General features: G+C 73.5%; 12 protein-coding genes. 5 read left to right on the forward strand and 7 right to left on the reverse strand.

What is annotated here, in order from left to right; all coding sequences use genetic code 11:
* Window positions 1–13 precede the first annotated feature (13 nt).
* Window positions 14–1324 (forward strand): lysine 2,3-aminomutase, encoded by a 1311-nt coding sequence (locus OG392_RS20340; protein WP_329281411.1) that lies wholly within the window; start codon window positions 14–16, stop codon window positions 1322–1324.
* Window positions 1325–1348: 24 nt separating this feature from the next.
* Here the strand turns inward: OG392_RS20340 and OG392_RS20345 are convergent, their stop codons facing one another.
* Together OG392_RS20345 and OG392_RS20350 are read right to left on the reverse strand one after the other, a co-directional pair.
* Window positions 1349–2077 (reverse strand): transporter substrate-binding domain-containing protein, encoded by a 729-nt coding sequence (locus tag OG392_RS20345; protein ID WP_329281412.1) that lies wholly within the window; start codon window positions 2075–2077, stop codon window positions 1349–1351.
* Window positions 2078–2088: 11 nt separating this feature from the next.
* Complete coding sequence (locus OG392_RS20350; RefSeq protein ID WP_329281414.1) at window positions 2089–3051, reverse strand: aldo/keto reductase; 963 nt, start codon at window positions 3049–3051, stop codon at window positions 2089–2091.
* Between the two features lie 1146 nt (window positions 3052–4197).
* Here OG392_RS20350 and OG392_RS20355 point away from each other — a divergent pair.
* Window positions 4198–5700, forward strand: coding sequence for an alpha/beta hydrolase (locus OG392_RS20355; protein ID WP_329281416.1), 1503 nt, complete (start codon window positions 4198–4200; stop codon window positions 5698–5700).
* A 72-nt stretch (window positions 5701–5772) separates the two neighbouring features.
* Here OG392_RS20355 and OG392_RS20360 read toward each other — a convergent pair whose 3' ends face one another.
* The 3 genes from OG392_RS20360 to OG392_RS20370 all read right to left on the reverse strand — a co-directional run bounded on the left by OG392_RS20360 (window position 5773) and on the right by OG392_RS20370 (window position 9221).
* Window positions 5773–7272: a PTS transporter subunit EIIC gene (locus OG392_RS20360; RefSeq protein WP_329281418.1), complete on the reverse strand. Its 1500-nt coding sequence runs from the start codon at window positions 7270–7272 to the stop codon at window positions 5773–5775.
* Between the two features lie 69 nt (window positions 7273–7341).
* Entirely contained in the window at window positions 7342–8277 is a 936-nt protein-coding gene (gene murQ / locus OG392_RS20365) for an N-acetylmuramic acid 6-phosphate etherase (RefSeq protein ID WP_329281420.1), read from the reverse strand.
* Window positions 8278–8303: 26 nt separating this feature from the next.
* The gene (locus OG392_RS20370; protein ID WP_329281422.1) at window positions 8304–9221 is read right to left on the reverse strand and encodes a MurR/RpiR family transcriptional regulator; all 918 of its coding nucleotides are present in this window, start codon (window positions 9219–9221) and stop codon (window positions 8304–8306) included.
* Window positions 9222–9332: 111 nt separating this feature from the next.
* Here OG392_RS20370 and OG392_RS20375 point away from each other — a divergent pair, with 111 nt between their 5' ends.
* Together OG392_RS20375 and OG392_RS20380 are read left to right on the forward strand one after the other, a co-directional pair.
* On the forward strand, window positions 9333–9689 hold the full coding sequence (locus OG392_RS20375; protein ID WP_329281424.1) for a hypothetical protein: 357 nt from the start codon (window positions 9333–9335) through the stop codon (window positions 9687–9689).
* A complete protein-coding gene (locus tag OG392_RS20380) occupies window positions 9686–9958 on the forward strand; it encodes a DUF4031 domain-containing protein (RefSeq protein ID WP_329281426.1) in 273 nt (90 codons plus the stop codon). The genes OG392_RS20375 and OG392_RS20380 overlap by 4 nt, the downstream gene beginning before the upstream one ends.
* A gap of 16 nt (window positions 9959–9974) precedes the next feature.
* Here the strand turns inward: OG392_RS20380 and cpt are convergent, their stop codons facing one another.
* Together cpt and OG392_RS20390 are read right to left on the reverse strand one after the other, a co-directional pair.
* The gene (gene cpt / locus OG392_RS20385) at window positions 9975–10508 is read right to left on the reverse strand and encodes a chloramphenicol phosphotransferase CPT (RefSeq protein WP_329281427.1); all 534 of its coding nucleotides are present in this window, start codon (window positions 10506–10508) and stop codon (window positions 9975–9977) included.
* A 91-nt stretch (window positions 10509–10599) separates the two neighbouring features.
* Complete coding sequence (locus OG392_RS20390) at window positions 10600–11808, reverse strand: Cmx/CmrA family chloramphenicol efflux MFS transporter (RefSeq protein WP_329287374.1); 1209 nt, start codon at window positions 11806–11808, stop codon at window positions 10600–10602.
* A gap of 449 nt (window positions 11809–12257) precedes the next feature.
* On the opposite strand from OG392_RS20390, the gene OG392_RS20395 reads away from it, so the two are divergent.
* Window positions 12258–19418, forward strand: coding sequence for a hypothetical protein (locus tag OG392_RS20395; RefSeq protein ID WP_329281429.1), 7161 nt, complete (start codon window positions 12258–12260; stop codon window positions 19416–19418).
* The last annotated feature ends 43 nt before the right edge of the window (window positions 19419–19461 follow it).

The raw sequence follows: 19461 nt of genomic DNA on the forward strand, positions 1-19461 counted from the left end.
TGGTGAGGAACGGGTGACCGTCTTCACCGGTCACCGCCTCGCCCGACTCATCGCCGACCGCACCGGGCAACCCGCCCTCGCGCACGAGGCCGACATCGTCGGCCGCGTCCTGCCGATCGGGCTCGCCGCCCACGCCGCCGACGCGCTCATCGACTGGTCACGCGCCCCCGACGACCCCCTCTACCGGCTCCTCGTGCCCCACCGCGACCTCCTCGCCCCCGCCGACTTCGCCGCCGTCGAACAGACCCTGCGGGACGACGACCGGTCACGACTCGTCGTCGACGGACTGCGCGAACGACTCGACCCGCACCCGTCCGGCCGGAACGCCGAGGCCGTCCGGCACCCCTACCCGGGCACCCTGCTGGTCCTCCCTGACCGGCACTCGACCTGCCCCGCCCCCTGCGCGTCCTGCTTCCGCGCCCCCCGGTACACCGGCGACCCCGCCCTCGGACGGTCGCCGGGCGGGCCCGAGACGATGAAGGCCGCACTGGCACGGCACCCGGAGATCACGGACGTCGTCCTCGACGGCGAGGACCCGCTCGCCATGAGCGCGGCGGATCTCGACGCGTACCTCTCACCGCTCCTGGCCACACCTCGGGTACGGACGATCCGCATCCGGACGAGAGCCCTGATCCACACCCCGGAACGCTTCCTCACCGCGACCGCGACCGGGGACGCCGCCGCCGATTCCGGGGCTCGGTCCGGCGCCGCCTTTGACGCCGACGACCTCCTCCGTCTCCTCGAACGGGTCGTCGCGGCCGGCCGCCGTCTCTCCCTGCTCCTCCAGGTCGCGCACCCCCGCGAGCTCGACCCGGCGCCCACCCGCCGGGCCCTCGCCCGCGTCCTCGCGACAGGAGCGGAGATCCTCACCCAGGCACCCGTCCTGCGGCACGTCAACGACGACGCCGAGGTCTGGGCGCGCATGTGGCGGGAACAGACCGCGCTCGGGCTCGTCCCGTACCGCATGCTCGTCGAGCGCGGCACGGGCGCACGCCGGTGCTTCGGCCTGCCGCTCGCCGTGGTCGTGGACATCCACGCGGAGGCGGTACGCCGACCGGTCCAGGGGCTCGCGCCCGCCGTCGCCGGGCCGGTGATGTCCACGGAGCTGGGCGCGCTCGCCGTGGACGGCGTCGTCCGCCTCGGGCAGGGCCCGGCCTTCGCCCTCCGCGCGCTCCGGGCCCGCGATCCCGCCCTGACCGGCGCCGTGGCCCACGCCCGCTTCGACCCGGCGGCGAGGTGGTGGGACGAGCTGACCCCGTACGGGCCCCGGGACCGGATCCTGCTCCCGGGGGAGCCGTTGACGCCGTCGGACGTGGTGGGCTGAACCGCCTCGCCGCCTCCCGGTGCGTCAGGCCGCCGGCGGGGCGAGCAGCCCCGCGTCCTGCCCGGCGCGACGGAGCGAGTCCGCGACGAAGCCGTTCGCCTTCAGCTCCTCGACGGTGGAGCGGAGGAACGCGACGGTCTCGGGCGCGCGGCCGGCCGTCGTGCCGACCGCCTGCCGGATCTCCATGAACCGGCCGTCGATCAAACGGACTTCGGGGTGCGCCCGGACGTAGGAGACCATCGGCTGCCGGATGCCGGCGCCCGCCTCCAGACCCTCCGCCCGGAAGGTGTCCACACCCTCCGCCCCGCGGACGACCGTCGCGTGCGCCAGGGACCGGGAGAGGAAGAGGTCGTACGCGGAGCCCTGCTTGACGCCGATCCGGACGCCGGGCACGTCGACGTCCTCGACGGTGGCGAGGCCGGAGTCGCGGGGGACGGCGTACACGCCCTCGATGACGACGTACGGAGCGGTGAACGCGACCTCCGTCTCCCGAGCGGGATCCACGGCGAGGAAACAGAGATCGGCCCGTCCTTCGGCCATCGCCTCGAAGGACTTCCGCGCCGCGTCGAAGCAGAGCAGCTCGACGGGAAGCCCGAGCCGGTCCCCGATCTCACGCGCCAGATCGACGGTGATCCCGGAGGGCGCCTCGGGGGTGCCCTGGGCGAGCACCGGGTTCCCGAGGTTGATGGAGGCCCGGAGGGTGCCGGTCGGGGCGAGGTCGGCGGCGAGGGCGGGGACCGGTGTGATCGTCATGAGGAGGGAGTCTAGGCAGCGGGCCCGCGGTGGAGACGGGCCAGGACGGCCAGGTCCTCGTCGGTGAGCCGGATCGCGCCGGCGTCGATGTTGGCGGCGAGGTGGGCGGGGTCGCCGGTGCCGGGGATGGCGAGCATGTGCGGGCCCTGATGAAGGGTCCAGGCGATCCGGATCTGGGCGGGGCTCGCGCCGTGGGCCTCGGCGACGGCGAGGACCTCGGGGCTCTCGGGGGCGGTGGCACCGCCCTGACGGCCGGCGGCGGCGATCGCGTAGAAGGGCACGAAGGCGATGCCCTGCTCGCCGCAGCGGCGGACGAAGTCCTCGTACTCGGGGCGGACCCCGATGCCGTACATGTTCTGCACACAGACGACGGGGGCGATGGCCTGCGCCTCGGTGAGCTGCTCGGGGGTGATGTTGGAGACGCCGAGATGGCGGATGAGACCGGCGTCGCGGAGCTCGGCGAGGGCGCCGAAGCGCTCGGCGATGGAATCGGTGCCGACGATACGGAGGTTGACGACGTCGAGGTGGTCGCGGCCGAGCTGGCGCAGGTTCTCCTCGACCTGGCCGCGCAGGGCGGCGGGGGTACGCGCGTGTGCGGCCCACGCGCCGGAGGCGTCGCGGCAGGGACCGACCTTGGTGGCTATGACGAGGTCGTCGGGGTAGGGCCCGCCGAGGGCGCTGCTGATGAGTTCGTTGGAGGAGCGGAGCGGGGAGAAGTAGAAGGCGGCGGTGTCGATGTGGTTCACACCGAGGTCGACGGCCTTGCGCAGCACGGCGATGGCCTCGGCGCGATCGCGCGGGACGGCGTTCTCGACGAGCGCCTCACCACGCTGGGGCAGCCGCATGGCCCCGAACCCGACGCGATGGACGGTGAGGTCCCCGAGGACCCAAGTGCCGGCGGCGGACGCGGGGACGGGGGCGGCGGGGGTGGGGATGGGGGTTGGGGTGGGGTTCGCGGTGGGGGTGGCGGTCATGCGGGGGATGATCCCTCAGCGGGTGGGGGACCGCCATCGGATAAAGGGTTCCGGTTGGGCGGGGGTGCTGGGGTGGGGTGTCGGGGGTGGGCCGGGTTCGTGGGTCTCGGGTGCGGCCGCCCTCTTTCCGAGTGTGGCGTCCTGCACCACCGGGTCAAGGGCGCTCCCTGCGGTCGCGTCGCTGCGCGATGGGCTGTGCCCACCCTTGACCCGGCGGCGCAGGCCGCCTTTTCCCACTCGGAGGGCGGCCGGGGGCGGGGCCGCGCGGGGGGTCCGGGCAGTGGCCGGGGTCGGCGTGGGCGCCTTGCGGGCCGGTGGGGTGGGGCTGGGTTCGCGGTCGGGGTGGACGGGATTCCGTCGACTCGTGCGTGGTGCGCGTTGTTGAGTGGGGCGGCCCGGCTTGGCTTGGCGACTGCCCACCGTCGTCGGGTGGGGTTCAGGCCCCGCTGGTCGCTGTCCGTGGGTGGTGGGAGCGGGTGGGCGAGAGTTTCCTGCACTTCATCGCCCGATAAGGGCGATTAATCCTCTTCGCCCGTCTCTCCCCGGTGGGTTACTCGGAGTAATGTCGAGTTACTCACGCCCAGACCCGCCGGGAGTGACCAGCGGGGCTTGAAGCCCCGCCCCGAGCCGGCCTTCCGTCGCTGAGCGCCGCCCGGCCGCCCCACTCAACGACCGCGCACCCCGCACGAGTCGGCGGATCCCCACTCGCCCCGGCCGCGAACCCAGCCCCACCCCACCGGCCCGCAAGGCGCCCACGCCACCCCGGCCACTGCCCGGGGCCCGGCGTGGACCCCGCCCCCCGGACCGCCCTCCGAGAGTGTCTTCGCTCCTGGAGGTGGTGGGTCAAGGGTGGCCGAAGGCCATCGCGCAGCGACGCGACCGCAGGGAGCGCCCTTGACGCGCCGCCGGAAGGAGCGACTCTCGGAAAGAGGGCGGTCCCACCCGCCACTCACTCGGCACGCTCACCCCTCACGCCCACCCGCGCCCCAACACCTCCCGCCGCCCCGCCCGACCCCCGCCGCCGCCCCCGCCGCCCCCGTCCCCCCATCCGCCCGAACACCCCCCGTCCCCCCGGGGGTTGGCCCCACCACCGGGTCGCGTGCCTGCCGGATGGGGTGGGGGGTTCGGGTTCGACAGGCTGGGGGCATGACAGCGAATCCTGGACGTAGCGCCTCTCTTCTCGGTCTCTCCGTCGCCATCGTCGCCGGTCTCGGTCTTGCCGGTGGAGGCGTTGCCGCTCCCGCCTCCGCCACCGGGCTCGACTGGGGGGTGTGCGACCCCGGCGTCAAGGCCCTTCCCGGGCAGCAGTGCGCCAAGCTCTCCGTACCCCTCGACTACGCCGACCCCGACGGGCCGCGGATTCAGCTCGCCGTGTCCCGTATCGCCAGCACCCGCCCCGACGTCCGGCGCGGCACCCTCATGGTCATTCCCGGCGGCCCCGGCAGTTCCGGTGTGCAGCGGCTCGCGCTCAAGGGCGCCGCGCTCGCCGGGGAGACGGGTGGCGCCTACGACCTCGTCGCCTTCGACCCGCGTGGTGTCGGCGGGTCCGCCAAGGCCACCTGCGGGCTCGCCGCCGCCGATCGCTGGATGGTCACCCTGCGGTCCTGGCCCGGCGCCGACGGGTCCGTCGACGACAACGTCGCCCGGTCCAAGCGCACCGCCGAGGCCTGCGCCCGCAACGGCGGCGCCATGCTGCGCGGCCTCACCACCGCCAACCAGGTGCGCGATCTCGACCGGCTTCGGCAGGCGCTCGGGGAGCGCAGGCTCTCCGCCTGGAGCGTCTCCTACGGGACCTACGTCGCCGCCGCCTACGCCCAGAAGTTCCCCGGACGGACCGATCGCTGGGTCCTCGACAGCAGCAACGACCCCGACCCCGGCCGCGTCGCCCGCGGCTGGCTCGAAGGCATGGCTCAGGGCGCCGAGGACCGCTTCCCCGACTTCGCCGCCTGGGCCTCCCACCCCGACCGGAGCGACGCCGGTCTCCGGCTCGCCCAGCGACCCGAGGACGTCCGGCCCCTCGTGCTCGACCTTGCCGCCCGGCTCGATCGTGCACCCCGTCCCACCAGCACATCCGGCGTGGCTCTGACCGGCACCATGCTGCTCCAGGCCCTCCAGCAGGCGCTCTACTCCGACGCCGCCTTCCCCGCCTTCGGCCGGCTCGTCGCCACCGCCCTCGATCCGAAGGGCACGCCCGTGCTGCCGCCCGAGCTGGCCGGCCCCATGCCCGATGACGCCGCCGCCATCACCATGGGCGTCATCTGCAACGACGTCGACTGGCCCCGTAAGTCCGTGCGGTCCTACGAGCGGGCGGTCGCCGCCGAACGCGTGCGGCACCCGCTGACCGCCGGCATGACCGTGAACGTCACCCCCTGCGCGTACTGGAAGGGCGGTGCCGTCGAGAAGCCCGTCCGCATCACCGACCGCGGGCCGTCCAACATCCTCATGATCCAGAACCTGCGGGATCCCTCCACCCCGTACGGCAAGGGCCTCGCGATGCGGCGTGCCCTCGGTGACCGCGCCCGGCTCGTCTCCGTCGACCACGGCGGGCACGGCGTCTACCTGGGGAACGGGAACGCCTGTGGGGACGGGGCCGTGACCCGCTTCCTCACCGAGGGTGTCCGGCCCGACGGGGACGTGCTCTGCCGGTAGGTCCCGCCCGCGGACCTCCGACGTGCGGGAGCCCGGTCGGAATCCTTCCGACCGGGCTCCTTCCCTCCTCGCTCAGACCTTCGCCGGTTCCGGCTCCGGGGTGGTGGGGGCCGGGTTTGGGCCGCCCTTCGCCACCGTCACCTCCGGCTGTTCCGTCTCCGTGTCCACGTTGAACTCCTCCAGGAGTTCCCTGCTGAAGCCCCAGAAGTACGTCGCCACGAAGCCCGCCAGGTAGCCGACGAGCAGGCCGCCCGCGTAGATCGCGATCGTCTCGCCCAGGCCGTTGTTGCCGTCGAGGAGGGGGAAGAGGGCCCAGCCCGAGGGGCCGATCGCCGTCGAGCCGACCGAGTCGCCCAGCATGCTGAACAGTCCGACGAAGCCGCCGCCGAACGCTCCGCCGACGCAGGCCGTGACGAAGGGGCGGCCGAGGGGGAGCGAGACGCCGTAGATGAGCGGTTCTCCGACGCCGAGGAAGCCGGCCGGGAGCGCGGACTTGATCGTGCGGCGGATCGAGCCGTTGCGCGGGAGCTTGAGGTAGACGGCCATCGCCGCGCCGACCTGGCCCGCGCCCGCCATCGCCAGGATGGGAAGGAGGACCGTGTAGCCCTGCTGCTCGATGAGCGTGGTGTGGATCGGGATGAGGGCCTGGTGGAGGCCGAGCATGACGAGCGGGAGGAAGAGGCCGCCGAGGAGGAAGCCCGCTCCGGCGCCCGCGTTCGCGAGGAGCCAGTTGGCGAACTCGCCGATGGCGGTGGAGATCTCGCCCGCCACGAACATCAGGCCGAAGATCGTGACCAGGCCGGAGATCAGGACCGTCAGGGTCGGGGTGACCAGGACGTCGAGGGACTCCGGCACCCAGCGGCGGCACCATTTCTCCACGTACACCGCGAGGATCGCCGCGCCGAGCGCGCCGAGCACACCGCCCTGGCCGGGGGAGAGCGTCTGGCCGAAGGCGTCGATCTTGGCGACGCCCGGGAAGACGATGATCGCCGCGACCGCGCCGCCGAGGATCGCCGTACCGCCGAACTCCTTCGCCGTGTTGTAGCCGACGAAGACCGCGATGAGGGCCATGAAGCCGCTCGCCATCGCCGCGAGCGCCGGGGTGACGCCGGGGAGCCAGCCGAGGTTGACGAGCAGGCCGTTGAGGCCGGCGATGATGCCGCAGCCGATGAGGGCGGGGATCAGCGGGACGAAGATGTTCGCGATCCGGCGGAGGAAGAGTTTGAACGGGGTGGCGTTCTTCGCCTTCCGCGCCGCCTTGAGGGCCGCACCCCGGTCCGCGAGGTCCTCCGCGGCCGTGTGCTGGGGGGCGGTCTCGGCGATCAGCGTTTCGAGCGCGGGCGTCACGCGGGCGACGGTGCCCGGGCCGAGGACGATCTGGTACGTGTCGTCCTCCACCACACCCATCACGGCGGGCAGTGCCTTGAGGGCCTCGTCCTGGACGAGCGAGCGGTCGCGCAGACCCAGCCGGAGGCGGGTCATGCAGTGGGCCACGGAGCTGATGTTCTCGGCGCCGCCGACGAGGGGGAGGATCGCGGCGGCGGTGGCGCGGTTCTTGTCGTCTGTGCTCATGGTGCGGTGGTGCCTTGCTGTGAGGAGTGCCTCTGGGGGGAGGGGGCCGGCGGGTGGTGCCCCCGGGGGTTACGGGGTGGGGCCGGTCGCGTGCAGCGCCGCGCGCAGGTGGCCCCGGGAGACCGTCAGCCGCTCGGCGGCCGTGGGGGCGTCGATGTCGGCGAGGATCATGAGGATCGCGTTCTTCACCTCCCCGTCGGCGGCGGCGAGAGCGGTCTCGATCTGCTCGTCCGGCGCGCCGGTGGCCAGGGCGACGATGCGCCGCGAGCGGGCCTGGAGCTTCTCGTTGGAGGCGCGGACGTCGACCATCAGGTTTCCGTAGGTCTTGCCGAGCCGGATCATCGTGATGGTCGAGATCATGTTGAGGACGAGCTTCTGGGCGGTGCCCGCCTTGAGCCGGGTGGAGCCGGTGAGCAGCTCCGGGCCGGGGACGACCTCGATGCCGTGCTCGGCGGCGGCGGCGAGTGCGCTGTCCTCGTTGCAGGAGAGGCCGATGGTGAGCGCGCCTTGTGTACGGGCGTGCTCGACGGCGCCGATGGCGTACGGGGTGCGGCCGGAGGCGGAGATGCCGACGACGGTGTCGTCCGCGGTGACGCCGAGCGCGGTGAGGTCTTCGGCGGCGAGGTCCTTGGAGTCCTCGGCGCCTTCGACGGCCTTGACCATGGCGGAGGGGCCGCCCGCGATGAGGCCGACGACCTCGCTGGGGTCGGTGTTGAAGGTGGGCGGGCACTCGCTGGCGTCGAGGACGCCGAGGCGGCCCGCGGTGCCGGCGCCCATGTAGATGAGGCGCCCGCCGCGGGCCATGCGCGCGGCGGTGGCGTCGATGGCGGCGGCGATGGCGGGGAGCTGCCGGGCGACGGCGGCGGGGACGGTGGCGTCCTCGCCGTTCATGAGGGCGGCGATCTCGGCGGTGGGCAGCTGGTCGATCTCGGCCAGTTCCGGACGGAACGCTTCGGTGGTGAGCGTGGCCAGCTGGGCGCGGAGTTCGGAGTACGTAGCAGACACGAGCGGCTCTTTCGGTGCTGTGGTCGTCAGCGGGTGCGGGGTGAGTGGCGGTGCGCCAGGGCTTCGTACGAGGCGGCGAGGGCAGGGGCCGCCGTCTCGTACGTGCGCTGGGTGACGCAGGTGAACAGGCAGTCCACGACCAGGAGTTGGCTGGTCCGGGACGACATGGCCGCGGGGCGCAGTTCGCTCTCGCGGGCGGTGGAGGTGGTGAGGACGTGGTCGGCGTACTGGGTGACCGGCCCGTCCGGGCGGCCGGTGATCGCGACCGTCGTGGCCCCGTGGTCGAAGGCGACGCGGAGCGGTTCTATGACGTCGCCGGTCGAGCCGGAGTGGGTGATGGCGATGGCGACGTCGCCGGAGCGGAGCTGCACGGCGTTGGTGACGGCGAGGTGCGGGTCGCTGTGGGCGTGCGCGATGAGGCCGATGCGGAGGAGTTTCTGGCCGAGGTCCTGGGCGACGAGGCCGGAGGCGCCGATGCCGTAGATGTCGATGCGGCGGGCGGTGGCCAGGGCGCCCACGGCGGCGCCGAGCTGGACGGTGTCGAGTCCGGCGGCGGTGTCGGCGAGGGTCTGCTGCTCGTCGTAGGCGAGCTTGGCGACGACGTCGGCGATGGGGTCGTCGACGGCGATGTCGGCGGTGACGGCGGGTGCGCGGCCGGACTGCTGCTGGGCGGCGAGTCCGGCGAGGGCGAGCCGGAGGTCGCGGTAGCCGGGGTAGCCGAGGAGGCGGGCGGTGCGGACGACGGTCGCCTCGCTGGTGCCGGTGAGCTCGGCGAGGCCGGTGACCGTGAGCGCGGCGCAGCCGGCGGGGTCTCCGGCGACGGCTTCGGCGACCCGCTGCATCGAGCGGGTCATGGACGGCGCGAGGGTCCGCACCTTGGCCGCGAGCGCGGCGGGGGCGGGGGGTGCGTCGCCCGTGAAACTTTCCTTCACGTCATTGGTCACATCTGAAAGATACTTTCGGAGGGGTGGTGCGACAAGACCCCGTCGGTCCCGGACAGGGGAGGGACCTTCGGCCTTTCGCGAGGGGCGCTCGCCCCGGGTGACAATGGGGGGATGGACGACATCGACCCCGTGGAGCAGGCGCTGCACGCCGCTCGCGCCCTGGTTCTGGCCGATCTGGTGGCCCGCGAGGTCGCCGCTGCCGAGGTGGTGTCGATGGTGGAGGACGCGGTGACCCATCGGCGCTGGTGGGTCGAGCAGTGGCCCGAGGGGCTGACGTACGTCGCCGGTCTCGTCGCCCAGGACGTCCAGGACGCCCTGCTCGAACGGTACGGCCGCTGGCCGCTCTGCCCGGTCTGCTCCGCCGGTGACCCGCACGCCCTGGACGTGGAGCCCGAGCTGGGCCCGGACCCGCACTGGGTCTGCGGGAAGCAGGGCGTGGTGGTCGCGCCGGTGGGCGGCCTGACGTGACCCTCTACATCGATCCGCCGACCTGGCCGGGCCATGGCCGCATGTGGTCGCACCTGGTCAGCGACGTCTCCTTCGAGGAGCTGCACGCCTTCGCCGCCTCGATCGGCGCCCCGCCCCGCGCCTTCGAGCGGGACCACTACGACATCCCCTCCCACCGGTACGCGGACGCCGTGGCCGGCGGTGCGGTCGAGGTCGGGTCGAAGGAGCTGCTGCGCCGCCTCACGGCCGCCGGCCTGCGCCGCCCGAAGGGCCGCCCGGCCGCTTCCTGACGGACGAGCCCGGTGTCTAGCGGACGAAGGCGGCGATCGTGCGCGCGCACTCCAGCGACTCGGTGTGGGTGGTGTCGACCTCGACGTCGTAGGCGACGCCCTGGTGCACGACGGCCGCCTGCTTAGCGGCCATCCCGGCGACCCGGTCGCCGCGCGCGATCTCGCGGCCCTCGGCGACGGCGCTGTCGCACCGGACGCCGACCCACAGCACGTCGAGGTCGCCGACGAAGGTCTGCCAGCGTTCCTGGGCGGCGGCTCCGCCCAGGAAGACGTCGTCGATGATGACGCGGGCGCCGGAGCGGGCCATGGTGACGACACCCGCGGCCCAGGCGCTTTCGAGGGTGCGGAAGCCGGCGCCGACGTTCACTCCGCCGTCGGCGTCGAACTCGATGCCGTCGTCGGAGCTCCGCAGCTTCAGGGGCATCGCGTCGATGAGCGAGTCGACGCCGAACGCGAGCCAGGGGTCGGGGAGTACGGCCTGGAGGCACCGTACGATGCCCGACTTCCCCGCGCTGGAGCCGCCGTTGAGGATGATCATCCGTGTGGTCACCGCGTCACCGTACGGGGAGGGCGGGGCGGCACCAAGGGGATTCCGGCCGGGCCGGGCCGTACCGAGGGATGTCGGACGGGGCCGGAGAGCGTCAGCGGGCCGTGGGCGAGACGGCCTTCTCGGGCCGTGGGGTGCCGGAGGTCACCACGCGGGACGGCGACCGGTGGAGCTTGAGTGCGACGGCGGCGGTGGCCAGGCCGACGGCGGTCATCGCCGCGCCCGCCCAGGCCGTGGAGGCGAAGCCGAGGCCCGCGTCGATGACCGTGCCGCCGAGCCAGGGGCCGCCGGTGTTGCCGAGGTTGAAGGCGGCGGTGGTGGTGGCGCCCGCGAGGGTGGGGGCGGCGCCGGCGACGTTGAACATGCGGGCGTTGAGGGCCGGGGCCGTGTAGAAGGCGGAGACGCCGAGGAGGAAGGTCAGCACGATCGTGGCGACCGGGCTGGACGCGAAGAGGGCCAGGGCGACCAGGAAGACCGTGGAGGCGGCGATGCCGGTGAGCAGCACGCCGAAGAGGTGCGCGTCGGCGACCCGGCCGCCGATGGTCGTACCGATCACCGCGCCGATGCCGAAGAGCCCGAGGACGCCCGAGACCCAGCCCTTGTCGAGGCCGGACACGTCGGTGAGCAGCGGGGCCAGGTAGGAGAAGGCGCAGAAGACGCCGCCCGCCGCGAGGGCGGTGACGACGATCGAGAGGAGGACCTGCCGGTCGTGGTAGATGGCGACCTCGCGTGCGAGGCGGGGCTTCGTCTCGGGGAGGGGGATGCGGGGGATGCGGGTCACGACGCCGGCGAGGGCGATCGCGGAGGCGAGGCCGACCGCCCAGAACGCGGAGCGCCAGCCGAGGTGCTCGCCGAGGAACGCGCCGGCCGGGACGCCGAGGACGTTGGCGATGGAGAGGCCGCCGATCATGACCGCCATGGCGCGGGCGCGCGAGCCGACCGGGACCATCGCGATCGCCACGGCCGCGCCGACCGCCCAGAATCCGGCGCAGGCGAGTGCGCTGACGATGCGGGAGGCGAAGAGGATCGCGTAGTTGGGCGCGAGGGCGCCGGCTATCTGGCCGAGGCCGAAGACGGTGATGAGGGCGATGAGGGTGGTCTTGCGGGGGAGCCGCAGGGTGGCGACGGCGAGCAGCGGCGCGCCGACGACCATGCCGATCGCGAAGGCCGAGATGAGCAGGCCGGCGCGGGGGATGGAGACGTTCATGTCCTCCGCGATGGGCGGCAGCAGTCCGGAGAGCATGAACTCGCTCGTGCCGAGCGCGAAGACGGACAGGCCGAGGATGTAGACGGCCAGCGGCATGCGGGTGGCGGATCCGGTGCTCGCCGCGGCGGCCTCGGAGGCCGGTGCGGCGGGGTCGGGAGCGGGTGTCGTGGGCTCGGCGGAGGAAGACGGCATGACATGGGTCAACCTGGTGTTTGTGCCTGTCATTCCCGGTCGGCCGGGGATCTCGCCATGCGGACGGGTGTCGCCCGACGGTTCTTTACGCCCGGTAACAACATGATCAACCAGGCGGTCGCGTTGCCCGCTCCTGGGGCGTTGTGTGCCCTTCGTGAAGGTTATTTGATCTTCACGTGGGACGTTGATCATGACAAGGTCGCGGAGTAAAGCGGCAGCGCCGGTTCGTGGGGGGCGAGCATGCCGGTGGTGTCGTGGCAGGGGGGATTCCTGCCTGCTCGGCGGACCGTCAAGCGTGTCATGCCCATGTTCAAGATGCGCTGCCGGTCGATCGCGAGACTGCAAGGCAGAACATGTCATTGCTCAGAGACGTCGGCAGACGCCGGCGTCGCATACGGTCCGCCCTGACACGGGCGACCAGCATCACCGCCCTCCTGACCGCCTCCGCCGTCCTCGTCGGCGCGATCCAGGCCTCGCCCGTCGCGGCGGCCGACACCGAGCCCGAGCAGGACACCGGCTACGGACGCAACAGCATCGGTGAGGACCGCCGTCTCGACCGCTGCCTCACCGGAGTGGCACTGCACGTCGGCGGCCCGCTCATGAAGGCCAAGGCCATCGCGGGCCTCACCGGCACCGAGTCCCAGCTGCGGGAGACCGTCGGGGACGTCGGCTGGATCGGCTACGGCCCCCTCGGGGTGGCCCGCGACGCGGACGAGGACGCCGCCGGGGTCTACTCCGCCCTCGTCGGCAGCCGCAGGACCGCCCTCGACGACGCCAACAAGGTCTACCGCGAATCGGCCTGGGCCAGCGATGACATGGAGTGGCACGCTCCCGCGTTCGGCGCGGACGTCACCTACTTCACCGGCGTCACGCAGAAGGAACTCGCGTGGCAGCTCGGCTGGGACGGCCACAGCAACGCCAGCCCCGAAGCCGTCGCCCGCGCCCGCGCCATCATGCAGGAGAACCTGGGCAAGGACGACTGGCACGACTTCTACGTCGAGTTCATGCTGCGGGACAGCGAGGTCAAGAACACCCAGTACACCCGGGGTACGACCTCCAGCGACATCGCGTCCTACCTGCGGCACGGCGGCTACGCGACCGAGACGCCCGCGAGGGACTCCGCCGAGTACCGCGTCGAGGTCGAGAACCTCAAGCAGGCCTGGGCCGCCTGTGACTTCCAGAACCCGGTCGACCCCCGCCGCGTCCTCAACGCCCCGGTCATGAGCGCCATGGTCGAGTGGGAGCAGGAGTACGCCGGTCAGACCACCCAGCGCGCCACGATCATCCAGGCCGAGGCCGACGCCGCCCTCGCCACCCGCGAGGCCGCCGACGACATGGTCGAGGCCATCGGTCTCGCCTGGTTCGCCGACCAGATCACGACCTGGCGCGCGTACTGGACGGACCTGCTCGCCAGGGACCCCGGCACCATCTTCGACAAGCCCGACCAGGCGATGTACGACAAGGCCACGGCCGATCTCGCCCGGACGCGCGCCGACGCGGCCGCCGCGGTCACGTCGGCCAAGGCGTGGGCCGCGAAGGCCGCCGTCGCCTCGCAGAAGGCCGCCGCCGCGCAGCAGCAGGCGTGGGCCGTCGCCGACGCCGACCATGTGCCGCGTGGCCGGGGTCTGATGTACGCCCAGCAGTCGGTCCAGGTCACCCGCGCCTCCGCGGCGGCCGCCGCGGCCGCCGCGAAGGCGACCGAGACGGCCATGAACGCGGCGAACGCCACGGCCGCCACCAGCGACGCGCTGCTCGCCAAGGCACAGACCGAGTCGCACGCGATCAGCACCGAGTTCCGTCGCGTCGCCGCGGAGGAGGCCGCCTCCCAGGCGAAGGCCGCGGCCGACAGCGCCGAAGCCAACGCCGCCGCGGCCGCAGAGAGCGCCGCCACCGCGAAGTCCGCGCGGACGACGGCCGAGCAGAAGCGCGACCAGGCCAAGACCGCCGCCGCCACGGCCGCCGCCGAGCGGGCGAAGGCGGAGGCCGAGAAGGCCACCGCCGTCGCCTCGCGCACCAAGGCCGCCACCGAGCGGACCAAGGCGGAGGAGGCCGAGCAGCGGGCGACGACCCAGCAGACGACGGCCAAGAACGCCGACACCGCCGCCGGGACGGCGACCGTCGACGCGACGGCGAAGCGCAAGGTCGCCGACGAGAAGGCGAAGGCCGCGCAGACCGCCCGGGAGAAGGCCATCGCCGCGCTCCGGGCCAAGCAGGCCACCGCGGCCCGTGCCGCGGCTCTGGAGGCGGCGGCGACCGCCGCCGCGGGCAGCGCGGCCGCCGGGGAGACCCGGGCGGCGGCCACCGCCGCACGGACGGCCGCGAACGAGGCCGTGCAGGCCGCGGCCGCCGCGCAGACGGCGGCCGACCAGGCCACCGCCGCGGCGGTCTCCGCGCGCACCGCCGCCACCACGGCCGAAGGCGCCGCCCAGCGGGCCCAGGCCAACGCGGTGAGCGCGTGGTCGGCTTACCACACCTCCCTCGGCGCGGCCTCCACCGCGCACGCCGCCGCAGCCGTCGCCCTCGACGCGTCCCAGGACGCGGCCACCCGGGCCGACAACGCCGCCACCGCGTCGGAGAACGCCACCACGCTCGCCAAGAAGGCCGAGCAGGAGTCGCTCGCGGCCGGGACGAGTGCCGCCGAGGCCGTGAAGTCCGCCGGGACCGTGGTGGGCCGGGCGTACGCCGCCGGCCAGGCCGCGCTCGCCGCGCGCGACAGCGCCAACGCGGCCGTCGCCGCCTCCAGCGAGGCCATCTCCATCGGCACGCCGTACAAGGAGAAGGACAGTTCGGCCGCGCTCGCCGTGCTCGTCGGCCAGTCGTCGAAGACGCTCGCCGAGCAGCAGGCGGCGGCCGCGGAGGCCAAGGCCACCGAGGCGGCCGCGGCCGCGGAGTCCGCGCAGCAGACCGCCGCGCAGGCCACCGGCGACGCGAAGCTCGCGGCCGAGGCCGCCGCGCGCGCCGCGAGTGATTCGGCCCGGGCCGCCGAGGCCGTGACCCGCGCCCAGGCGTCGGCGGCCGGCGCCTCCGACGCGCAGAAGGGCGCGAAGTCCGCTTCCGACGCCGCGTCCGGCCACGCACAGCAGGCCGGGAACGACGCCCTCACCGCCCGCGGCACCGCGGACGACGCGAGCAGCGCGGCCGCCGAGGCCGACCGTGAGGCCACCGCGGCCGAGAAGCACGCTGCCGAGGCGAACGAGAAGGCGGGCCGGTCCTCCGAGGCCGCCGAGGAGGCCGCGAAGAAGGCGGCCGAGGCGGAGAAGAACGCCAAGGACGCCGAGACGAAGGCCGGTGACGCGGAGGGCGACAGCTCCGCCGCGGAAGAGGCCGCGAAGAAGGCCGAGCAGGAACAGCGCGAGAAGAACGAGGCCGCGCACCAGGCCGCCCTGGAAGAGGGCACCACGCCCATCAAGGGCGGTGCGAACAACTGGCCGGCGCTCGGTGAGCGCGAGGAGAAGATCCTCCTCGACGCCTGTGGCCAGACCTGCGTCGACGACTACCGGAAGGGCCTCGCGGCCGTCTCCGTGAACGTCGTCGAGTGGGCGACCGCGAACGGCGGGCAGATCCTCTTCGACCAGCTCGACGCGGCCAAGGTCAAGGAGTGCCTGGCCTCGCGAGACGTCGACGACTGCCTCTGGGAGCTCGTCGACGTCCCCTCGTCGTCCGTGATCGTGGGTCGCATCCCCGCGCTCGCGCTGGCGATCGAGAAGGTCTCCGACGGCATGCGGACGATCTTCAACGCCGCGGACGACGCGCTGCGCAGGCTCAACGAACTCGCCGCGGTCATCAGCGACGTGCGCTCCACCCCGCGCCTCGACCGGTGCGTCGCGGGTGTCGCCCTGCACGCGGGCGGCGCCAGGACGAAGTCCGTGGCCATCCAGGGCCTGTCCGGCACCGACGACGACCTCGCGTCCGTCATCGGCGACCGCGGCTGGATCGGCTTCATGCCGCTGGGCAAGGCCAACGACCAGGACCGGGAAGCCGGTTACGCCTACCTGGACGCCTTCGCGGCCCAGCGGGCCCTCCTGGAGGACGCCAACCGGCCGTACGCGATGAGCTCGTTCGACGACGGGATCACGCTGCACGCGCCGGAGTTCGGCGCCGACGTCGCGGGCTTCACCCTCTCCGTCCAGGCGAAGCTGGCCGGCCGTCTGGGCTGGGACGCGCACACCAACGCGAGCCCCGAGGCGATCGCCAAGGCCCGCCAGATCACCGAGCAGAACCGCGGCAAGGACAGCTGGCACGACTTCGCGGCCGACTTCATGCTGCGGGACTCCAACGTCAACAACAGCCGTTTCTACGGCGGTACGACCTCCGCCGACATCGCCACGTACCTGCGGCACGGCGGCTTTCCTGCCCAGAAGGTCACCGAGGGCAGCGCGGCCTTCCGTATCGAGGTAGAGAACCTGAAGCAGGCGTGGGCCACGTGCAACCACGCCGACCCGGTGGACCCGCGCAACGCCCTGAGCGAAGCCGTCTCGCAGGCCTCGGCCGAGTGGGAGGCGGAGTACGCGGGTCAGGCCGCCCCGCGGGCCGTCATCATGCAGGCGGAGGCCGACGCGGCCGCCGCGACCCGGGCCGCCGCCGCCCACATGATCGAGGCCATCGGCCAGGCGTGGCGCGCGGACCAGATCCTGCGCTGGCAGAAGTACTGGCACGACCAGCTCGCCCGCGACCCGGACCACATCCTCAAGCCGAAGCAGGCCCTCTTCGACAAGGCGAAGACCGACCTGACGAACGCCCAGGGCCGGGTCCGGACGCTGGTCACCAAGGCCGACGAACAGGCAGCCCTGGCCACCGCCGCCGCGCAGCGCGCGGTGACCGGCCAGCAGCAGGCCTGGGCCATCGCGGACGCCTCCGAGGTACCGCGCGGCCGGGGTCTGATGTACGCCCAGCAGTCGGTCCAGGTCGCCCGCGCCTCCGGCGCGGCCGCCACGGCCGCCGCGAAGGCGACGGAGACCGCGTTCAACGCGACCACGGCCACGGTGTCGACGTCCCAGACGCTGCTCGCGCTGGCCCAGACGCAGTCGCACGCGGTGAAGACCGAGTTCCGCCGCATCGCCGCCCAGGAGGCCGCCGCCCAGGCGAAGGCCGCCGCGGACAGCGCCGACCGGCAGGCCGCCGAGGCCGAGGCGAACCTGAAGATCGCCAAGGAGGCCCAGGCCACCGCGGAGAGGGAGGAGCAGGAGGCCAAGCAGGCCGCCGCGACGGCGCAGGCCGAGCGCGCCGAGGCCGAGATGGAGCGGGCCGTCGCCGCCGCCGAGCGGGCGACCGCCGAGGCGGAGCGGGACAAGGCCTCTGCGGCTGAGGCCCGTGCCCTGGAGGAGCAGGGCAAGGCGAGTACCGCCCGCGCCACCGCGGACGGCGCCGGCGCCACCGCGTCGACCAGGCGTGCCGACGCGGAGGAGGCGGAGGCGCAGGCCAGGCTGGCCCGCGACCGGGCCGTCACCGCGGAGCGGGCCAAGAAGGCCGCGGACGCGAGGGCGGCAGCCACGGAGGCGGCCGCTCAGGCCGCCGCGGGCACCGAAGCCGCGACCGAGACCCGGGAAGCGGCGAACGAGGCCCGTGCGGCTGCGGACGAGGCGACGACCGCCGCGACCAACGCGCGTGCGGCGGCGAACGCGGCGACCACCGCCGCGACCAACTCCCGTGCGGCGGCGACCCGTGCGCAGGGGGCCGCCCAGCGGTCCAGGGCCTCGGCGGACAACGCCTGGGCCGCGTACATGACCGCCGCCGGTTCGGCCGCGGCCGCCCACGCGGCGGCAGCCGAGGCGATCGACGCCTCGGAGGCGGCGGCGCGCAACGCGAAGCAGGCCGAGGAGGACTCCAAGAAGGCGTCCGCCGCGGCGGCCCTCGCGAAGAAGGAGGCCGCGGCGGCCCACGTCGAGGCGGTCAAGACCGCCCAGTGGGCGGCCAAGACGGCCGGGTACGCGTACGCCGTCGCGACGGCGGCGGGCGCGGCGCGGGACACCGCGACGCAGGCCGTCAAGCCGGCCAACGAGGCCATCGCCATCGGCACTCCCTACCAGGAGACCGACGCGTCGGCGGCGTTCGCGGTCCTCACCGGTCAGAGCGCGCTGACCCTCTCGGAGCAGCAGGCGAAGGCCGCCGAGGCGAACGCGGCCCTGGCCGCGTCCTACTCGGCCGAGGCCCAGCGTCTCGCGGCGCAGGCGGCGGCCGACGACAAGCTGGCCGCCGAGGCGGCAGCGGCGGCGGCCAAGGACGCGGAGCGCGCGGCCAAGGCGTCCAAGCGGGCGCAGACCGCGGCCGCGGAGGCGGAGAAGGCGGCGAAGGCCGCCGACGCCGCCGCCAAGCGGGCCGACGGCTACGCCATGCAGGCGGGTACGGACGCGGTCCAGGCCTCGTTCGCCGCCGGCGCGGCGGAGGCCGACGCGTTCGCGGCCGACAGTGCCGCGACCGAGGCCGAACGGGATGCCTCCAGCGCCCGTGCGGCGGCGACCACGGCGGAGAACGACGCGGCGAGCGCCCGCTCCACGGCCACCCGGGCCGAGAGCGACGCGGACGCGGCCGAGACCGCCGCGTCGAACGCGGACTCGCTCGCGAAGGAGGCCGACGAGGCCGCCAAGCGGGCCGAGGAGGAGGAGCGCCAGCGGCTGATCGCCGAGCGCGCCGCGCAGGTCGACGCGGGGTCCGTCTTCGACGGGCCGCAGCTCACGCAGGACGACGAGGCACTGCTGCTCGCGACGTGCGGTCAGACGTGCGTCGACGAGTACAGGGCCGCGCGGGACCTGGCGGCGGGGGACATCATCGAGTGGGTCAAGGCCAACGGTGGCGCGATCCTGCTCGAACTGTTCGGCCTCGCCAACATCAAGGAGTGTCTGTCCACCTGGGACTTCGAGGCCTGCATGTGGGCCCTCCTCGACGTGGCGGCGAATCTCGTCCCCGTCCTGAAGATCCCCGCGGTGGCGAAGGCGCTGTACCGGATCGGCAGGGCGGTCGACAAGTTCTTCGACGCGTCGAAGGCCGCCAAGCGGCTGGTCGAGAAGTACCAGGACATGCTGGCGCGGCTGAAGAAGGTCGCGCCGTCCTGCCCGGTGCCTCCGAAGTCGTCCGCGTCGGGGGTGTCGTACGCGACGTACACGACGTACGCCTCGTCCTCCTCCGTGCGGCAGGCTTCCTTCACCGCCCGGGCGGCCGCCGCCCCCAACTTCGGCAACTGGTCGATCCCCGGGCTGTGCATGGAGGTGGTGCTCAACGACTGGTTCTACGACGACGTCCGCGACTACCACTTCGAGGGGGGCAGCCAGGTCGATTCGGGCAAGGGAATCTGGAAGGCCTCGACGGGCAACGACGTGCTCAAGAAGGTCTTCCACATGGCCGAGACGAAGTGTGCCCGCGGCGACTGGCGCCAGGGTACGGCTCCGGACTACCGGGTCTGCTCGTTCGACCCCGGACTCGGGATCATCGGCAAGAAGAAGCCGAACGGCGAGGAGACCAATCTGGTGGAGGTCGTCATTTCCATCTACGGCGACTCGATCACCATGTACCCGAAGTAGTCCGACCGGATTGCTGAAACCGCTCCACTGAACAGAAACGCCC

This window comes from Streptomyces sp. NBC_00691 (assembly GCF_036226665.1).
Taxonomy (GTDB): domain Bacteria; phylum Actinomycetota; class Actinomycetes; order Streptomycetales; family Streptomycetaceae; genus Streptomyces.

What these genes read in the sequence shown, in the direction of transcription:
- OG392_RS20355 (WP_329281416.1), top strand. Translation starts at nt 4,198, where the DNA reads ATGACAGCGAATCCTGGACGTAGCGCCTCTCTTCTCGGTCTCTCCGTC.
- OG392_RS20350 (WP_329281414.1), bottom strand. Translation starts at nt 3,051, where the DNA reads ATGACCGCCACCCCCACCGCGAACCCCACCCCAACCCCCATCCCCACC.
- OG392_RS20375 (WP_329281424.1), top strand. Translation starts at nt 9,333, where the DNA reads ATGGACGACATCGACCCCGTGGAGCAGGCGCTGCACGCCGCTCGCGCC.
- OG392_RS20345 (WP_329281412.1), bottom strand. Translation starts at nt 2,077, where the DNA reads ATGACGATCACACCGGTCCCCGCCCTCGCCGCCGACCTCGCCCCGACC.
- OG392_RS20360 (WP_329281418.1), bottom strand. Translation starts at nt 7,272, where the DNA reads ATGAGCACAGACGACAAGAACCGCGCCACCGCCGCCGCGATCCTCCCC.
- OG392_RS20390 (WP_329287374.1), bottom strand. Translation starts at nt 11,808, where the DNA reads ATGCCGCTGGCCGTCTACATCCTCGGCCTGTCCGTCTTCGCGCTCGGC.
- OG392_RS20395 (WP_329281429.1), top strand. Translation starts at nt 12,258, where the DNA reads ATGTCATTGCTCAGAGACGTCGGCAGACGCCGGCGTCGCATACGGTCC.